The sequence below is a fragment of the Nocardioides donggukensis genome (genome assembly GCF_014842875.1).
Taxonomy (GTDB): domain Bacteria; phylum Actinomycetota; class Actinomycetes; order Propionibacteriales; family Nocardioidaceae; genus Nocardioides; species Nocardioides donggukensis.
The window spans coordinates 395031-410384 of record NZ_JACYXZ010000001.1 but is presented as its reverse complement, the minus strand read 5'-3'; the positions used below and the strand labels follow the sequence as shown (position 1 = coordinate 410384).

The following is a 15354-nucleotide window of genomic DNA, read 5'->3' as shown; positions in this document are numbered from 1 at the left end:
TCCGCCCGGAGGGCTCGCGGGTCCGGTCGTCGCCCACGTCACGAGATCGCCCGCAGGCTGCCGGCGGCCAGGAACCCGGCGATCGAGGCCCGCAGCCCGGCGGCATCCAGACCGTGGGCGGCGACGTGCTCCTCGGGTCGGCCGTAGCGGCGCAGCTCGTGCCGACGGTCCACGCCGAGCGCCAGCAGCCGGTGCGGGACCTCGCGCAGCGCCTCGGCCACCGCGTGCGCCGAGGTCCCGGCGGTCCACGGCTCGACGAGCACCACCTCGGGTACGTCGACCACGGCTCGCAGGCCGGCGGGGTCGAACGGTCGGATCGTGTTCGCGTAGAGCACCGTGGCCGGCCGGTCGGCGGTCGCGGCGAGCACGGCGTCCAGCGCGGGGCCGACGGCGAGCACGACCGGGGCGCCCGGGACCCGGCGTACGACGTGGAACCGGCCCGGTCGGTGGGGGTAGGAGACCTCGTTGGTCTGGGCGACCACACGCAGGTAGTCGAGTCCGTCGGAGGCGATCGCGGCCCGCAGCGCGGCGTCGACCTCGGCCGACGTCGAGGGCGCGTGGAGGGAGATGCCGGGCAGGGTGTCGAGCAGGGCCATGTCGCCCGGCGCCTGGTGCGTCCGGCCGCCGGCGGCGACGTCGAACGAGCCGCCGACGCCGACCAGCACGCCCCCGACGCCCTGGTGGCCGAACCCGAGCTTGACCTGCTCGAACGCGCGCTCCACCAGGAACGAGGAGAACGTGTGCACGATGGGCCGCAGACCGGCCAGCGCCATCCCGGCGCCCACGTTCACGAGCAGCTGCTCCCGGATGCCGACGTTGACCACCCGGTCGGGATGGTCCCGCTCCACCTCGCCGAGGAACTGCCCGGAGATCTCCGCGTACACCAGCGCGACGGAGGGGTCCTCGCGGACCAGGGCTGAGGCGGTGGCGGCGAACTGCTGACGGGGGTTCATCGGGCGTCCTCGGGGTGGGTCGACGGGGCGGGGGCGACGGGGCGGACCGGTCCGGAGACGTCGGCGACCACCACGTTGGGCCGTCCGGGGCGGGCCGAGAGGGCCGAGGCGAGCGCGTCGTGGTCGTGGCCGTCCACGACCGCGTAGGCCCAGCCCTCGGCCACGAACCGGGCGACGATCCGCCCGGGGGTGGTGAACGACGCGGACCGGTTGTCGACGACCACGACCGTGAGCGCGTCCAGTCCCCTGGCCGCCGCGAGCGCCAGCGCCTCGGCGTTGCTGCCCTCGTCGAGCTCGGCGTCGCCGACCAGGACGACGACCCGGCTGTCGACGCCCCGGGCCCGCAGGCCGAGCGCGGTGCCGACCGCGAGCGGGAGCCCGTGGCCAAGCGATCCGCTGGAGATCTCCACCCCGGGCACGAGGTTCCGGTCCGGATGGAGGCCCAGTGGCGACTCGAAGCTCCCCCAGTCGGTCAGCCACTCCTCGGGCACCAGGCCCCTGGCCGCCAGCACCGCGTAGTACGCCATCGGGCCGTGCCCCTTGGACAGTAGGAAGCGATCGCGGTCCTCCCCCGGGCCCAGGGAGAGCACCCGGTCGTGCAGCACCCAGATCACGTCGAGGGTGGACGTGGCGGCGGCCGAGTGCTTCTCGTCACCGGTCATCAGCGACATCAGCCGCGGCAGTTCCTCGTAGGTCGAAGTCATGACACCATGATGAAAGTTGAATCCAACTTGAAGTCAAGGGACGAGATCATGAACCAGCTCACCATCGGCCAGCTCTCCGAGCGCTCCGGTGTCGCCACGTCCGCGATCCGCTTCTACGAGTCGCGCGGCCTGGTCCACTCCGAGCGGACGAGCGGCAACCAGCGCCGCTACCACCAGGCGACGCTGCGGAGGGTCGGGTTCATCCGCGCCGCGCAACGGGTCGGCCTGAGCCTCGAGGAGATCACCGAGGCGCTCGCGACCCTTCCCGAGCACCGCACCCCGACGAAGGCCGACTGGACCCGGCTCAGCCGGAGCTGGCGATCCCGGCTCGACGAGCAGATCGTCCGCCTGGAGCGGTTGCGAGACCGGCTGGACGGCTGCATCGGCTGCGGCTGCCTCTCCCTGCGGCGCTGCGCGCTGAGCAACCCCGGCGACGAGGTCGCCGGCCGCGGCCCGGGCGCCGTCCTCCTCGAGCCCTGAGCACCCTCCGGCGCGCGTCGACCGGGTGCGCCGCGTAGCGTCTCCTCCCATGAACCCGTCCCCCACCGGGCCCCTCTCCTCCGCCGCGCACCACGACGGGTCCCCGGCGTACGTCGCCGAGGAGGCGCCCGCCCTCGGGAGCACGGTGACCGTCCGGGTCCGGACCTCGCCGGAGGCACCGGTCGACGAGATGTGGCTGCGCACCACGATGGACGCCGAGCCGACCTTCCACCCCTGCACCCGTGCCCCCGCCGCGGACGCGACCGCCGACGCGACCGCGGACGCCCAGGCCGTCTGGTGGGAGGCCCAGCTGCCGGTGCGCAACCCGGTCGCCCACTACCGCTTCCTGCTCGTCGCCGACGGCACCCAGACCTGGCTCACCGGTGCCGGCACCTTCGACCACGACGTACCGGACGCGTTCGACTTCCGGCTGCCCACCCACGCCCCGGCGCCGGACTGGGGCCGGGACGCGGTGGTCTACCAGGTCTTCCCGGACCGGTTCGCCCGCTCCGCGGCGGCACCGGAGCGTCCGGTCCCGGACTGGGCCGTGCCCGCGGCGTGGGACGACGAGGTGGTCTTCGAGGGCAGCGACCCGCGCACGCCGCTGCAGTTCTTCGGCGGCGACCTGGACGGGATCACCGAGCACCTGGACCACGTCGCCGAGGTGGGGGCGGACGTGCTCTACACGACCCCGGTCTTCCCCGGCGAGTCCAACCACCGCTACAACGCCTCGACGTTCGCCCACGTGGACGAGCTCCTCGGTGGGGACGCGGCCTACCAGCGGCTCTCCGAGGCCGTCCACGCCCGCGGCTGGCGGATCCTCGGCGACCTGACCACCAACCACACCGGCGACACCCACGAGTGGTTCCGGCGGGCGCTCGCCGATCCGGACGCACCGGAGCGCGGCTACTACAGCTTCCGAGACGACGGGTCCTACGAGACCTGGATGGGGCACGCCACGCTGCCCAAGATCGACCACACGAACCCGGCGCTGCGGGCCGCCTTCGTCGAGGGCCCGGAGTCGATCGTGGGCCGCTGGCTGGTCCCGCCGTACGACGTCGACGGCTGGCGCATCGACGTGGCCAACATGACCGGCCGGCTCGGTGCGGTCGACGTGAACGCAGAGGTGGCCCGGGCGGTCCGCCGCACCGCGGTCGCCCTGCGCCCGGACGCCCTGGTGATCGGCGAGCACAACCACGACGCCTCCACCGACGTCGACGGCGACGGCTGGCACGGGACCATGAACTACTCCGGCTTCTCGTGGCCGGTGTGGGAGTGGCTGCGCGCCGACGACACGCCGGCCCGCTCGTTCGGGACGCCGGTGCCGGTGCCCTCGCGCACCGGCGGACAGGTGGTCGCGGCCATGCGGATGTGGATGGGGCGGCTCGGCTGGCGGGCGACGGCGGCGTCGTGGAACATCCTCGGCTCCCACGACAGCGCCCGGATCCGCACGCTCGTCGGCTCCGGCGCCCGGCACCGGGTGGCGGCCGGGCTGCAGTTCGCGCTGCCCGGCGTGCCGATGATCTTCGCCGGCGACGAGATCGGCCTGGAGGGCGTGCTCGGCGAGGACTCCCGCCGACCGATGCCCTGGGCGGAGCCGGACCGGTGGGACCACGAGACGCTCGCGACGTACGGCGCCCTGGCCGGCCTCCGCCGGGCGCACCCGTCACTGCGCCGGGGCGGCCTGCGCTGGCTGCACGTCGACGACGACGTCCTCGTCCTGCTCCGCGAGCACCCGTCCGGCTCGGTCCTGGTGACCGCCCGCCGGTCCGCGAGCCCCGAGGTGGTGCTGCCCCTGGCGTGCCTCGGCGGCACCCCGGTCGAGGAGCTGCTCCGCACCGGCCCGGCCGCCGGCGCGGTCGTCCGCGGCGACGACGTCGTGCTGCCCGCCTCGGAGGGGCCCGAGCTCGGCCTGCACCTCCTGGGCTGAGCTCGGGACGTCGACCCCCCGACTCCTCCGGTGGGGGAGGATGTCCCCATGGACCTGCGCGTGGTGGCGACCCGGCCTGACCCGGCCCTGCTGGCCCTGCCGTGGGCGCAGCGGCTCGAGGACTGGGCCGACGAGCACCTGGTGGCTCTGCCGCAGGGGCTCTCCCGCCACGTCGTCCGGATCATCCGCACCGGCCCCGGCGGCGCCGTCTACGTGGCGAAGGAGACCGAGGAGCGGATCGCGCTCGGTGAGTACCAGCTGCTCCGCGAGCTCGGCCGGGAGCGGCTCCCGTGCGTCGAGCCGCAGTGCGTGATCACCGGGCGACGCGACGAGCACGGCGAGCCACTGCCCGCGGTCCTGGTCACCCGGCACCTGCGCTTCTCGCTGCCGTACCGGTGGCTGTTCTCGCACGGCACCGACGCCGGCCAGATCCCGCGGCTGGTCGACGCGCTCGTCGTCCTGCTGGTCCGGCTGCACCTGGCGGGCTTCTTCTGGGGCGACGTCTCCCTGTCCAACGTGCTGTTCCGACGCAACGCGGGGGCGTTCGCGGCCTACCTCGTCGACGCCGAGACCGGCGAGCTCCGCTCCGCCCTGGGCGACGGGATGCGTCAGCACGACGTCACCGTCGGCCGGGAGAACGTCTTCGCCGAGCTGCTCGACCTGCAGGCGAGCGGCATGCTCGAGGGGGATGTCGACGGCCTGGAGATGATCGACCTGATCCAGGAGCGGTACGACGCCCTGTGGGCCGAGCTGACCGCGGTCGAGGAGTTCGGCCCGGACGAGATGTGGCGGGTCGAGCAGCGCATCGAGCGGCTCAACGACCTCGGCTTCGACGTCGAGGAGATCGAGATGGTCGCCGACCCGGACCGGAACCGGTTCCGGCTGCAGCCCAAGGTCATCGAGCTCGGGCACCACAGCCGCGAGCTGCAGCGGCTCACGGGCCTCGACGTCGAGGAGAACCAGGCCCGTCGCCTGCTCAACGACCTGGCCGCGTTCACGCTCAGCATGGGCCTGGGCTCGCACCCGCCGGAGCAGGTCGCCACCCGCTGGCTCACCGAGATCTACGAGCCGGTCCGCGACCTGGTGCCGCCGTCCACGCTGCCGCGGCTGGAGCCGGCGGAGGTGTTCCACGAGATCCTCGAGCACCGCTGGTACCTCTCCGAGCGGGCCGGCGCCGAGGTGGACCTCTTCGAGGCCGCGCGCGACTACATCGAGACCGTGCTGCCGCACCGGCCGGCGCTGCCGACGCCGGGCTGAGGGCTCACCCCTCCCCCGGCGACGAGCCCTCGCCGCCAGGTCCGGCGTCCGTCCCGGTCTCCGGATCCACGTCCGCGTCCGGGTCCGGGTCCGGGCCGTCCAGCCCGGGGCCGGTGTCCGCGTCGGTCCCGGAGTCCGGGTCCTCGGCAGTGACGTCGCCGTAGTCGAGCTCCACGTAGTCGCCGACATCGAAGACGCCGTTGGTCTGGAGCAGCACGCTCTGGATGCCCACGGGTCGCCCGTCCCGGTAGGTGACCAGCGAGACCTCGGCCGGTCGCCGCAGCTTGCTGCCCACCGCGATGGCGTACGCCGCCCCGCCGCTGGTGCCGTTGGTGTAGCTGAACCCGGTCACCCCGTTCTCGCCGACCACCGGGTCCGGGCCCTCCTGGACGTGCAGGTGCCCGCCGACGACCAGGTCCACGCAGCCGCGCTCCAGGGCCGGCTCCCCGAGGTTCGCGTCGTGCACGAGCAGGGTGTTGACCCGATCCGGTGCCGCGCAGGCCTCGTCGGCGAGCCGCTCGCTGGCGTCGCCGAAGCTGAGCTCGGGCTCGTCGCGCCACGTCCCGAGGCCACTGGAGCGCGGGTCGTTGATGGCCAGCAGGACCGAGCCACCGGGGCCCTCCACGGGCTCGCCCGTGGCCGTGCGCCAGCCGCGGTCCCTGAGGTAGGCGTCGACGAACGTCCCGTTGTCGTGGTTCCCGGCCACGGAGTAGCGCTGGTCGCCGTAGTCGGCGTAGGCGTCGTCGAGGGAGTCGAGGCTGAACGCCTCCCAGGCGGCACCGGTCGAGGTGTCGTCGCCGGCGTCCAGCACCGCGGTGGCCCCGGCTCGGTCCGCGATCGCCCGCGAGACCGGATCCATGCCGATGTTGTCGTGCCGGTCGGCCACCAGCAGCGCCACCGTCTCGCCCTCCTCGGGCTGGCGCAGCTCGAGCTCGGCGGCGCGCTCACGCGCACCGCTGTAGAACGTACGGCTGCGCTGGTAGGTGTCGACCGCGCTGAGGATCAGCCGCTTCGTGCCCCGGGTGGTCGCGGACGCGGCGACCTCGATGTCCTGCGCCTCGGCAGGGACGTCGACCTCGGGGAGGTACTCCCCGAGCGGGAACCAGGCGGAGTCGTCGGCCAGCATCTCCCGGTCGCTCTCCCAGGAGGCGGCCACCAGCAGGCCGCCGGCCACGACCAGCGCCGTACCCGCGGCCACCACGGTCATGCCGCGGCGGGTCCGGACGCCCGCGGCCAGCTCCCGTCGGCGCCGGTCGCCGATCGCGGCCCACACGCCCAGCGGCAGCACCGCGACCAGCCCGGCCCGCAGCGCCGCCCGGTAGGCGAGGCTCGTGAGCGACCCCTCCACCTGGGCCACCTGCCCGTCGGGCTGGCTGGCGATGAACGCGTAGCGCTGGACCAGCTGCTCCGCCGACCCGGCCTCGGTCTTGCCGAGCGAGATGTCGACCCCGAGCCGCCGCTCCGAGGCCATCCGGACATCCGGCAGGAACGGGCCGGTGCGCAGCGTGACGTAGCCGTCGATCGTGGGCCGGACGACCGCGTCGTGGCTTGCGACCGTGGTGCTCGTCTGCGAGGTCAGGAACACCACCGCCGCGAGGGGGACGGTCAGCACCAGCCAGGCGAGCACGTACGCGCTCGCCGTCGTCATGCCGCGCACCGTCCGCGGCCCCGGTCGTCGCAACCCCACGGCCCCAACGTACCGAGCCGGTGGAGTCGCCCGGTCAGGTGGTGCGACGGGCCTGGGCGACGGCGTACAGCGTCACCGAGGCGGCGACGCCGGCGTTCAGGGACTCCAGGTCACCGGACATCGGGATCGAGACCAGCTGGTCGCAGGTCTCGGACACCAGGCGGGACAGGCCCTTGCCCTCGGAGCCCACGACGACCACCAGCGGGCCGTCGGCCAGCGCCAGGTCGGGCAGCGAGACGTCGCCGTCGGCGGCCAGACCGACCACCATGCAGCCGGCCTGCTGGTAGGCCTTCAGCTGGCGGACCAGGTTGACGGCCTGGGCGACCGGCACCCGGGCCGCGGCGCCGGCCGAGGTCTTCCAGGCCGAGGCGGTCATCCCGGCGGCCCGGCGTTCGGGGATCAGCACCCCGTGCGCGCCGAAGCCCGCCGCCGACCGGACGACCGCCCCCAGGTTGCGGGGATCGGTCACCGAGTCCAGGGCCACGACGAGCGGCGGCTGGCCCAGCGCGGCGGCGGCCTCGAGCAGGTCGTCGGGGTGGGCGTACTCGTACGGCGGCACCCGGGCGGCCAGCCCCTGGTGCACGGCCCCGGCGGTCATCTTGTCCAGCTCGGCCCGCGGCACCTCGAGCAGGGCCAGCCCGCGGTCGGCGGCGAGCGCGAACGCCTCCCGCAGCCGGCCGTCCCGCTCGGTGCCCTCCGCGACGTAGAGACCGGTCACCGGCATCTCGGCGCGCAGCGCCTCCACGACCGCGTTCCGGCCGGCCACCCACTCCGAGTCGCCGCCGCGCCCGCCCTGCCGCTTCGGTCGGGCCGCCGCGGCCCGCTCGGCCTTGGTGCGCTGCTTGTAGACCTTGTGGTTGGGCCGGTCCTTGGCCTTCGGGGTCGGGCCCCGGCCCTCGAGACCGCGCTTGACCCGGCCACCCGACCCGGCGGTCGGGTTGCCCTTGCTGGTCTTGCGGATCGCGCCCTTGCGCTGGGAGTTGCCGGCCATCAGATGCTCCACCTCGGTCCGCTGGGGGTGTCCTCGATCTCGATCCCGGCCGCCTTGATACGGTCCCGGATCGCGTCCGCGGCGGCGTAGTCCCGCGCCGCCCGGGCCCGGTCCCGCTCGCCGAGCAGTCCGGCCACCAGGGTGTCGACGGCCGTCTCCAGCCGCCCCTGTGCCGAGGACGTGCCCGCGGCGTACGCCGGGTCGGCGGGGTCGAGCCCCAGCACGTCGAGCATCGCCCGCACGGCGCCGGCCTGCTCGGCGGCCCGGTCCCGGTCCCCCGCCGCGAGCAGCCGGTTCCCCTCCCGGACCGCGTCGTGGACGGCCGCGACCGCCGCCGGCGTGCCGAGGTCGTCGTCCATCGCGGCCACGAACGCCGCAGGCAGCTGGTCCAACAGCCGCAATTGCGCCCGTTCGACATGTTCTGCGCCGATTTCCATGTCAATCGGCCGCAATTGCGGCTCTTTGACAGTCCCAGTCCCAGTCCCGGTCCCGGTCCCGGACCCGGACCCGGAGCCAGAGGCAGGCAGATCCCCCGCCCGCTCGAGGAAGCTCTCGATCCGGCGGTAGCCGGCGGCGGCCTCGTCGAGCGCCTCGAAGGAGAACTCGACGTGCGAGCGGTAGTGCGCCGAGACGAGGTAGAACCGCAGCTCCACACCGCGCACCCGCTCGAGCACGTTCGGCACCAGCAGCGAGTTGCCGAGCGACTTGCTCATCTTCTCGCCCGAGGTGGTGATCCAGGCGTTGTGCAGCCAGTACGACGCGAACCGCTGCCCGGCGGCCCGGGACTGCGCCTGCTCGTTCTCGTGGTGGGGGAAGCGCAGGTCGATGCCGCCGCCGTGGATGTCGAAGGCCGCGCCGAGGTACTTCCCGGCCATCGCCGAGCACTCGATGTGCCAGCCCGGCCGGCCGCGCCCCCACGGCGACGGCCACGAGGCCGTCTCCGGCTCGGTCTCGGACTTCCAGCCCTTCCACAGCGCGAAGTCACGCGGGTCCCGCTTGCCCCGCGGGTCGGCGTCGGCCGCGGCCTCCATGTCCTCGACCCGCTGCCCGGAGAGCTCGCCGTACGCGGGCCAGGACCCCACGTCGAAGTAGACGTCGCCCGAGTCGTCGGCCGCCGGGTAGGCGTGGCCGCGCTCGACCAGCCGGCCGATCAGCTCGACCATCTCCGGGACGTGCCCGGTCGCGGCCGGCTCGTACGTCGGCCGCTGGACGTTCAGCGAGGCGTAGGCGGCGGAGAGCTCGTGGGCCATGTCGTAGGCGAGGTTGTACCAGGGCCGTCCCTGCTCGGCCGCCTTCACCAGGATCTTGTCGTCGATGTCGGTGACGTTGCGGATGAACGTCACCGCGTAGCCCGAGTGCCGCAGCCACCGCTGCAGGACGTCGAAGTTCACCGCGGAGCGGACGTGCCCGACGTGCGGCTCGGACTGGACGGTCAGGCCGCACACGTAGATGCCGACGCGCCCCTCCTCGAGGGGCACGAAGTCGCGTGCGTCGCGGGTCGCTGAGTCGTAGAGCCGGAGTGCCACCGTCCAATCCTAGGGTCGAGCCGCCCGAGACTCCCCATCCCCACCGCCTCGGGCACCGCCGTGGCCGACGGCACCGGGTCAGGACGCGCTGAACGAGATCCCGTGCCAGCCGGTCGCACCGTCGGGCAGGACGTCGCGCTCGACCCCGGTCTGGGTCTCGCCGTCCTTGCCGATCGCGCGGACCCGCAGCTCGTGGTCGCCCTCGTCGAGGTCGAGCGTGGCCGCCCACTGGACCCAGGTGTCGTCGTTGGGGGCGCCGGCGATCTCGGCGGCGCGCCAGCCGCCGCCGTCGAGCGCCACCTCGACCCCGGCGATGCCGGTGTGCTGCGCCCAGGCGACCCCACCGACGCGGGCCGCGCCGGTGGGCAGGTCGCCACCGTTGCGGGGGACCTCGATCCGGGACCCGATCTTCACCGGGCCGCGCTCACCCCAGCCCTTGCCGGTCCAGTAGGCCTCGAAGTCGGCGAACCGGGTCACCTCGAGGTCGACCAGCCACTTGGTGGCCGAGACGTAGCCGTAGAGACCCGGCACGATCATCCGCACCGGGAAGCCGTGCGTGATCGGCAGCGGGCGCCCGTTCATGCCGATCGCGAGCATCGCGTTGCGCTCCGGGTCGGTCAGGGCACCGAGCGGCGTGCCGCAGGTCCACCCGTCCTGCGAGGTCTGCTTGACCGCGTCCGCCCCCGGGGCCGGGCCGGCCTCGGCGAGCAGCGTGTCGATGCGTACGCCGCTCCACCAGGCGTTGCCGATGAGCGGGCCGCCCACCTGGTTCGAGACGCAGTTGAGCGTGATCCAGTCCTCGGCGAGCTCCCGGTCGAGCAGGTCCTGGTAGGTCAGCGTGATCTCCCGCTCGACCATGCCGTGGATCCGCAGGCGCCAGTCCTGGGGCGCGATCGTGGGCACCACGATCGCGGTGTGGATCTGGTAGAACGCCGCGTTCGGGGTCTGCCACGGCCCGACGCCGTCGACGTCGACCCGCACGTCGTCCGGGGGTCGAGGACGGGTGAGCGGCAGGTTCAGCAGCGCCCGGGTCTGCTCGACCCGGCGGCGCTGCCGCCCGAACTGCTCGCCGAAGACGCCGAGCCCGATCGCGATCGCGCCGACCACCCCGCCCCGGAGCAGGAAGCCGCGGCGGGTGTGCCCGGACTCGGGGATGCCGGACGCGGCCTCGACCCGGAGCGGGTCGGTCAGGAACGACAGCGCCACCATCCACGTGACGACGCCGGCGATCACCGGCAGCACGTCGACCGGCCGGGCGTCGTACCGGGTGAGCATGGCCACGGTGCCGATGCCGCCGAGGACGGCGTAGACCACCAGCGGCTTCCACCACGCCCGGGCGGCCAGTCGCCCGGCGTAGACGAGCAGCCCACCCACGACCAGCAGCACCCCGACGACCAGCACCGGCTTGTCGGCCCGGCCGAGGACGTCGATGGCGGTCTCGGCGACCACCCCGGGGACGTACTGCACGAACAGCTCGGCCACGGCGACGGGAGGGGTGGCGCGGGAGGTGAGCACCAGCGTCGCGGCGTGGCTGACCGCGAGTCCGGCCAGCCCGGCGAGCAGGCCGGCGATCTCCCAGGCGCCCCGCGGGGCACCGCGGGGAGCCGTGTCCATCTCGCCTCGGGGGGTGCTCACGTCCTCCATGGTCCCTCAGGCATGATCATGGCGTGACGAACACCCCTCGGATCGGTATCGGCTCCGACGTGCACCGCTTCGCCGAGGGGCGGCCGATGATGCTGGCCGGACTCGCCTGGCCGGACGAGGCGGCCGGGCTCGAGGGCCACTCCGACGCCGACGTCGCCGCCCACGCGGCGTGCGACGCGCTGCTCTCGGCGGCGGGGCTCGGCGACCTGGGCAGCAACTTCGGCACCGGCGAGCCGCAGTGGGCCGGCGCCTCGGGGGTGGCGCTGCTGACCGAGACCGCGCGCCGGGTGCGCGCGGCCGGCTTCGAGGTCGGCAACGTGGCGGTCCAGGTGATCGGCAACCGCCCGCGGATGGGTGCCCGACGGGCCGAGGCCGAGCAGGTGCTCGGCGCGGCGGTCGGGGCGCCGGTGTCGGTGTCGGCCACCACCACCGACGGACTGGGCCTGACCGGGCGCGGCGAGGGCGTCGCCGCCATCGCCACCGCCCTGCTCGTCTGATCCGCCGTCGCTCGGCGCGCCCGCGGTCCGAGCAGCGCGAAGCCCCCCGGACCGGGTCCGGGGGGCTTCGCCGTGCTGTTGCGGGCGGCCGCTCGCGGCGGCCTCAGGTCAGGACGCGAGCACCTCGTCGAGGATGGCCTCGGCCTTGTCCTCGTTGGTGTGCTCGGCCAGCGCCAACTCGGAGACGAGGATCTGGCGAGCCTTCGCCAGCATCCGCTTCTCCCCGGCCGACAGACCGCGGTCGCGCTCCCGGCGCCAGAGGTCGCGGACGACCTCGGCCACCTTCATCACATCGCCCGAGTGGAGCTTCTCGAGGTTCGCCTTGTAGCGCCGCGACCAGTTGGTCGGCTCCTCGACGTGCGCGGCACGGAGGACGTCGAACACACGGTCGAGCCCCTCCTTGTCGACGACGTCGCGGACCCCGACCAGATCGAGGTTGCAGGCCGGGACCCGAACCACCAGATCCTGCTGGGCGACGATGCGGAGAACCAGGTACTGCCTGTCCTCTCCCTTGATGGTGCGGGTCTCGATGTCCTCGATGACCGCTGCTCCGTGATTTGGGTAAACAACCGTTTCGCCGACGGTGAATGTCATGTGCCAAGTACCCCTTCCTAGGTGACCAGTCTAACACGGGTCCAGACCGGTCAGATCCGCGTTTGTGCAGGTCAGGGCGGCAATCGGGGCTTGACAGAACCGCGCTCCGTGTGGTGCGCCCGACCGCCGCGGCCGTTCCGGGGCCGCGCCGGACGCACCCGGGACCGGACAAAGCCCCCGTTCGCGGGCCGTCTTGGTCGATACTGCGTCCTATGTCTGTGCGGACCGATCAGTCACCTCGCGGAGAGCAGGGGGACCGGCGCCCGGCCCGCCCCTGGCGGCAGCGCCTGTCCGCCTCGCTGCCCGTGGCGCTGGCGCGGTGCGCGCACCCGCGGCAGGCCCTGGCGATCACCCTCGCGCTGGGCGTCGCGGCCGCCGTGGCCGGCCGCAGCACCCGGGAGGTCGGCCTGGTGCTGGCCACCGTGCTGGTTGGCCAGGTCCTGCTGGGCTGGCACAACGACATCGTCGACACCGAGCGGGACCGCCGGCACAGCCGTCCCGACAAGCCGATCGCGCTCGGCCAGGTCGAGCGCGGGACGGTCTCCTACGCGCTCGCGTGCGGGGTCCTGGTCGTGGTCCCGCTCTCGATCGCGAACGGCGTCGTCGCCGGCCTCACGCACGTCGGCGTACTCCTCGTGGCCATGGCCGGCAACGCCGGGCTGCTTCGCCGCAGCCGGTTCTCCTACCTGCCGTGGATGGCGACCTTCGGGCTGCTGCCCGCCTTCCTCTCCTACGGGGGGTTCGCCGGCGAGGGTAGCGGCGGACCGCCCACCATCGCGATGACCGCGCTCGCCGCCCTCCTCGGCATCGGCGTGCACGTGACCCGGGCCCTTCCCGGCCTGGTGGACGACGACCGGGACGGGATCCGCAGCTTCCCGCTCCGGGTGGCGCTCAGGACGGGCGCACCGCGGCTGCTGGTGATCGCGACCGCCTACAACCTCGCGGTGGGGGCCGGGATCCTGGTCGCGGCCCGCGCGGTCGGCCTGGTGCAGTGAAACGCTAGGCTGTCCCCGCACACCCGCCGCCGCGTTCCCCGCCGCCAGGCACCGGACGCCGACGAGACCCGAAGGCCACAGATGCTGCTTCGCAACCGGATCGCCCGCGTGAGCGCCGCCGGCACCCTCCTCCTCGCCACCCCCCTGCTGGCCGCGTGCGGCTCGTTCGCCACCGACCAGGTGTACACACCGGGCGTGGGCACCAACGACCGGGACAGCAGCGTGGACGTCCTCGGCGCGGTGATCGTGGCCACGGAGGACGGCGAGGGCACGTTCGTGACCACGCTCGTGAACAACGAGACCGCCGAGTTCGTGGACGGCGAGTTCACCGACGCCGGCGACCGGCTGCTGAGCGTGTCCGCGCCCGGGGGCGGGCTGACCCTCGAGCTCGAGCGGCCGGTGCCGATCGACAGCGCCGGGCTGGCCAAACTCGCCGACGGCGACGGGATCCCGGTCGAGGGCGAGGCCGTCGTGCTCGGCTCGTTCGTCGAGCTGGAGCTGACGTTCGCCAACGCCGACCCGGTCCGCATCGAGGTGCCGGTGGTGCCCAACAACGGCGCCTTCGCCGGCCAGGACGGCACCGAGCTGACCCCCACCACAGCCGAGGAAGTCGAGGCCTCCGGTCACTCCGGCGGCGAGGAGGCCGAGGAATGAGCGAGCACACCCTGGTCCTGCTGCGGCACGGCGAGAGCGACTGGAACGCCAAGAACCTCTTCACCGGCTGGGTCGACGTCGACCTGACCGACAAGGGCCGCGCCGAGGCGACGCGGGGCGGCGAGCTGCTGACCGAGGCGGGCGTGCTGCCCGACGTGGTCCACACCTCCCTGCAGCGCCGGGCGATCTCCACCGCCTGCCTCGCCCTGGACGCGGCCGACCGGCACTGGATCCCGGTCCGGCGCTCCTGGCGGCTCAACGAGCGGCACTACGGCGCCCTGCAGGGCAAGGACAAGAAGCAGACGCTCGAGGAGTTCGGCGAGGAGCAGTTCATGCTCTGGCGGCGCAGCTTCGACGTGCCCCCGCCGCCGCTCGACGACGACAGCGAGTACTCCCAGGCCGGCGACCCGCAGTACGCCGACCTCGGCGAGGAGCTGCCCCGCAGCGAGTGCCTCAAGGACGTCATCACCCGGCTGCTGCCGTACTGGCGGTCCGAGGTGACCACGGACCTGCGGGCCGGCCACACGGTGCTCGTCGCGGCCCACGGGAACAGCCTGCGGGCCATCGTCAAGCACCTCGACGGGATCAGCGACGAGGACATCGCCGGGCTGAACATCCCCACCGGCATGCCCCTGGTCTACCGGCTCGACGACGAGCTGCGACCCACCGTCCCGGGCGGGGAGTACCTCGACCCGGAGGCGGCCGCGCAGGCGGCCGCCGCAGTGGCCAACCAGGGTCGCTGAGACCGCTCAGGCGTCGGAGCTGACCACCGGCTCGCCGGTGACCACGTAGACGACCCGGTTCGCGACCGAGACCGCGTGGTCGGCGATGCGCTCGTAGTAGCGGCCGAGCAGGGCCAGGTCGACGGCCGGCTCGACGCCGTGCGGCCAGTCGGCCCCGAGCAGCTCCCGGAAGGAGTTGCGGCGCAGCTCGTCCATCTCCTCGTCGGCGCTGGCCAGCTCGGCGGCGCCGGCGACGTCGCGCTCGGCGATGATCCGCGCCACCTTGCCGACCATCAGCTCGGCCACCATCGCCATCCGGCGGATCGTGGGCTCGGCGTCCTCGGGCACCGCGGTGTCCGGCACCCGCAGCCGGGCGATCTTCGCGACGTGCACGGACAGGTCGCCCATCCGCTCCAGCTCGGCCACCATCCGCAGCCCCGCCACGAGGGTCCGCAGGTCCCGGGCCACGGGCTGCTGGAGGGAGAGCAGGCTGAAGGAGTGCTCCTCCACCCGCTCGCGGGCGGCGTCGATGTCGGCATCGCCGGAGATCACCGCCTCGGCGACCTCGGCGTCGGCGTTGAGCAGCGCCTCGGTCGCCCGGGCCACCGAGGTCTGCACCTGGTCGGCGATGGCGGCGAGATCGTTGAAGACGGAGTCGAGCTGGTCATGGAAAGCCTCACGCATGTCCCCGATCCTAGGCCCGTCAGGTGACGACGCCAG

15 protein-coding genes are annotated in these 15354 nt (G+C 73.7%); 7 read left to right on the top strand and 8 right to left on the bottom strand.

Features of this window, described 5'->3' with window-relative positions; translation table 11 throughout:
* Positions 1 to 38: 38 nt before the first annotated feature.
* Together IE331_RS01985 and IE331_RS01980 are read right to left on the bottom strand one after the other, a co-directional pair.
* A complete protein-coding gene (locus tag IE331_RS01985; RefSeq protein WP_192139982.1) occupies positions 39 to 953 on the bottom strand; it encodes a transketolase family protein in 915 nt (304 codons plus the stop codon).
* Complete coding sequence (locus tag IE331_RS01980) at positions 950 to 1657, bottom strand: thiamine pyrophosphate-dependent enzyme (RefSeq protein WP_192139980.1); 708 nt, start codon at positions 1655 to 1657, stop codon at positions 950 to 952. The genes IE331_RS01985 and IE331_RS01980 overlap by 4 nt, the downstream gene beginning before the upstream one ends.
* Before the next feature lie 48 nt (positions 1658 to 1705).
* On the opposite strand from IE331_RS01980, the gene soxR reads away from it, so the two are divergent.
* From soxR to IE331_RS01965, 3 genes are read left to right on the top strand one after another with little or no spacing between them, the layout of a single operon-like run.
* The gene (gene soxR, locus IE331_RS01975; RefSeq protein WP_192139979.1) at positions 1706 to 2137 is read left to right on the top strand and encodes a redox-sensitive transcriptional activator SoxR; all 432 of its coding nucleotides are present in this window, start codon (positions 1706 to 1708) and stop codon (positions 2135 to 2137) included.
* A gap of 49 nt (positions 2138 to 2186) precedes the next feature.
* A complete protein-coding gene (locus tag IE331_RS01970; RefSeq protein ID WP_192139978.1) occupies positions 2187 to 4067 on the top strand; it encodes a glycoside hydrolase family 13 protein in 1881 nt (626 codons plus the stop codon).
* Positions 4068 to 4115: 48 nt separating this feature from the next.
* Positions 4116 to 5324 (top strand): DUF4032 domain-containing protein, encoded by a 1209-nt coding sequence (locus IE331_RS01965; protein ID WP_192139976.1) that lies wholly within the window; start codon positions 4116 to 4118, stop codon positions 5322 to 5324.
* 4 nt (positions 5325 to 5328) lie between these two features.
* On the opposite strand, the gene IE331_RS01960 is transcribed toward IE331_RS01965, so the two are convergent.
* The 4 genes from IE331_RS01960 to IE331_RS01945 form a co-directional block, all read right to left on the bottom strand.
* Positions 5329 to 6972 carry a metallophosphoesterase gene (locus tag IE331_RS01960; RefSeq protein ID WP_192139974.1) on the bottom strand — a complete coding sequence of 548 codons (1644 nt, stop codon included), beginning with the start codon at positions 6970 to 6972 and terminating at the stop codon, positions 5329 to 5331.
* A 73-nt stretch (positions 6973 to 7045) separates the two neighbouring features.
* Positions 7046 to 8002 (bottom strand): 23S rRNA (guanosine(2251)-2'-O)-methyltransferase RlmB, encoded by a 957-nt coding sequence (rlmB, locus tag IE331_RS01955; protein WP_192139972.1) that lies wholly within the window; start codon positions 8000 to 8002, stop codon positions 7046 to 7048.
* Positions 8002 to 9528: a cysteine--tRNA ligase gene (gene cysS / locus IE331_RS01950; protein ID WP_192139970.1), complete on the bottom strand. Its 1527-nt coding sequence runs from the start codon at positions 9526 to 9528 to the stop codon at positions 8002 to 8004. The genes rlmB and cysS overlap by 1 nt, the downstream gene beginning before the upstream one ends.
* 78 nt (positions 9529 to 9606) lie before the next feature.
* Positions 9607 to 11163, bottom strand: a complete 1557-nt coding sequence (locus IE331_RS01945; RefSeq protein ID WP_201930911.1) for a molybdopterin-dependent oxidoreductase — start codon at positions 11161 to 11163, stop codon at positions 9607 to 9609.
* 32 nt (positions 11164 to 11195) lie between these two features.
* On the opposite strand from IE331_RS01945, the gene ispF reads away from it, so the two are divergent.
* Positions 11196 to 11669, top strand: coding sequence for a 2-C-methyl-D-erythritol 2,4-cyclodiphosphate synthase (gene ispF / locus IE331_RS01940; RefSeq protein ID WP_192139968.1), 474 nt, complete (start codon positions 11196 to 11198; stop codon positions 11667 to 11669).
* A gap of 108 nt (positions 11670 to 11777) precedes the next feature.
* Here the strand turns inward: ispF and IE331_RS01935 are convergent, their stop codons facing one another.
* Positions 11778 to 12263, bottom strand: a complete 486-nt coding sequence (locus IE331_RS01935) for a CarD family transcriptional regulator (RefSeq protein WP_116570704.1) — start codon at positions 12261 to 12263, stop codon at positions 11778 to 11780.
* Between the two features lie 212 nt (positions 12264 to 12475).
* Between IE331_RS01935 and IE331_RS01930 the strand changes: the two genes are divergently transcribed.
* The 3 genes from IE331_RS01930 (at position 12476) to IE331_RS01920 (ending at position 14655) form a co-directional block, all read left to right on the top strand.
* The gene (locus IE331_RS01930; protein ID WP_192139966.1) at positions 12476 to 13258 is read left to right on the top strand and encodes a UbiA family prenyltransferase; all 783 of its coding nucleotides are present in this window, start codon (positions 12476 to 12478) and stop codon (positions 13256 to 13258) included.
* Between the two features lie 81 nt (positions 13259 to 13339).
* Complete coding sequence (locus IE331_RS01925) at positions 13340 to 13912, top strand: hypothetical protein (protein ID WP_192139964.1); 573 nt, start codon at positions 13340 to 13342, stop codon at positions 13910 to 13912.
* A complete protein-coding gene (locus IE331_RS01920) occupies positions 13909 to 14655 on the top strand; it encodes a phosphoglyceromutase (RefSeq protein ID WP_192139962.1) in 747 nt (248 codons plus the stop codon). The genes IE331_RS01925 and IE331_RS01920 overlap by 4 nt, the downstream gene beginning before the upstream one ends.
* A gap of 6 nt (positions 14656 to 14661) precedes the next feature.
* Here the strand turns inward: IE331_RS01920 and phoU are convergent, their stop codons facing one another.
* Complete coding sequence (gene phoU, locus IE331_RS01915; protein WP_192139960.1) at positions 14662 to 15318, bottom strand: phosphate signaling complex protein PhoU; 657 nt, start codon at positions 15316 to 15318, stop codon at positions 14662 to 14664.
* Between the last annotated feature and the right edge of the window lie 36 nt (positions 15319 to 15354).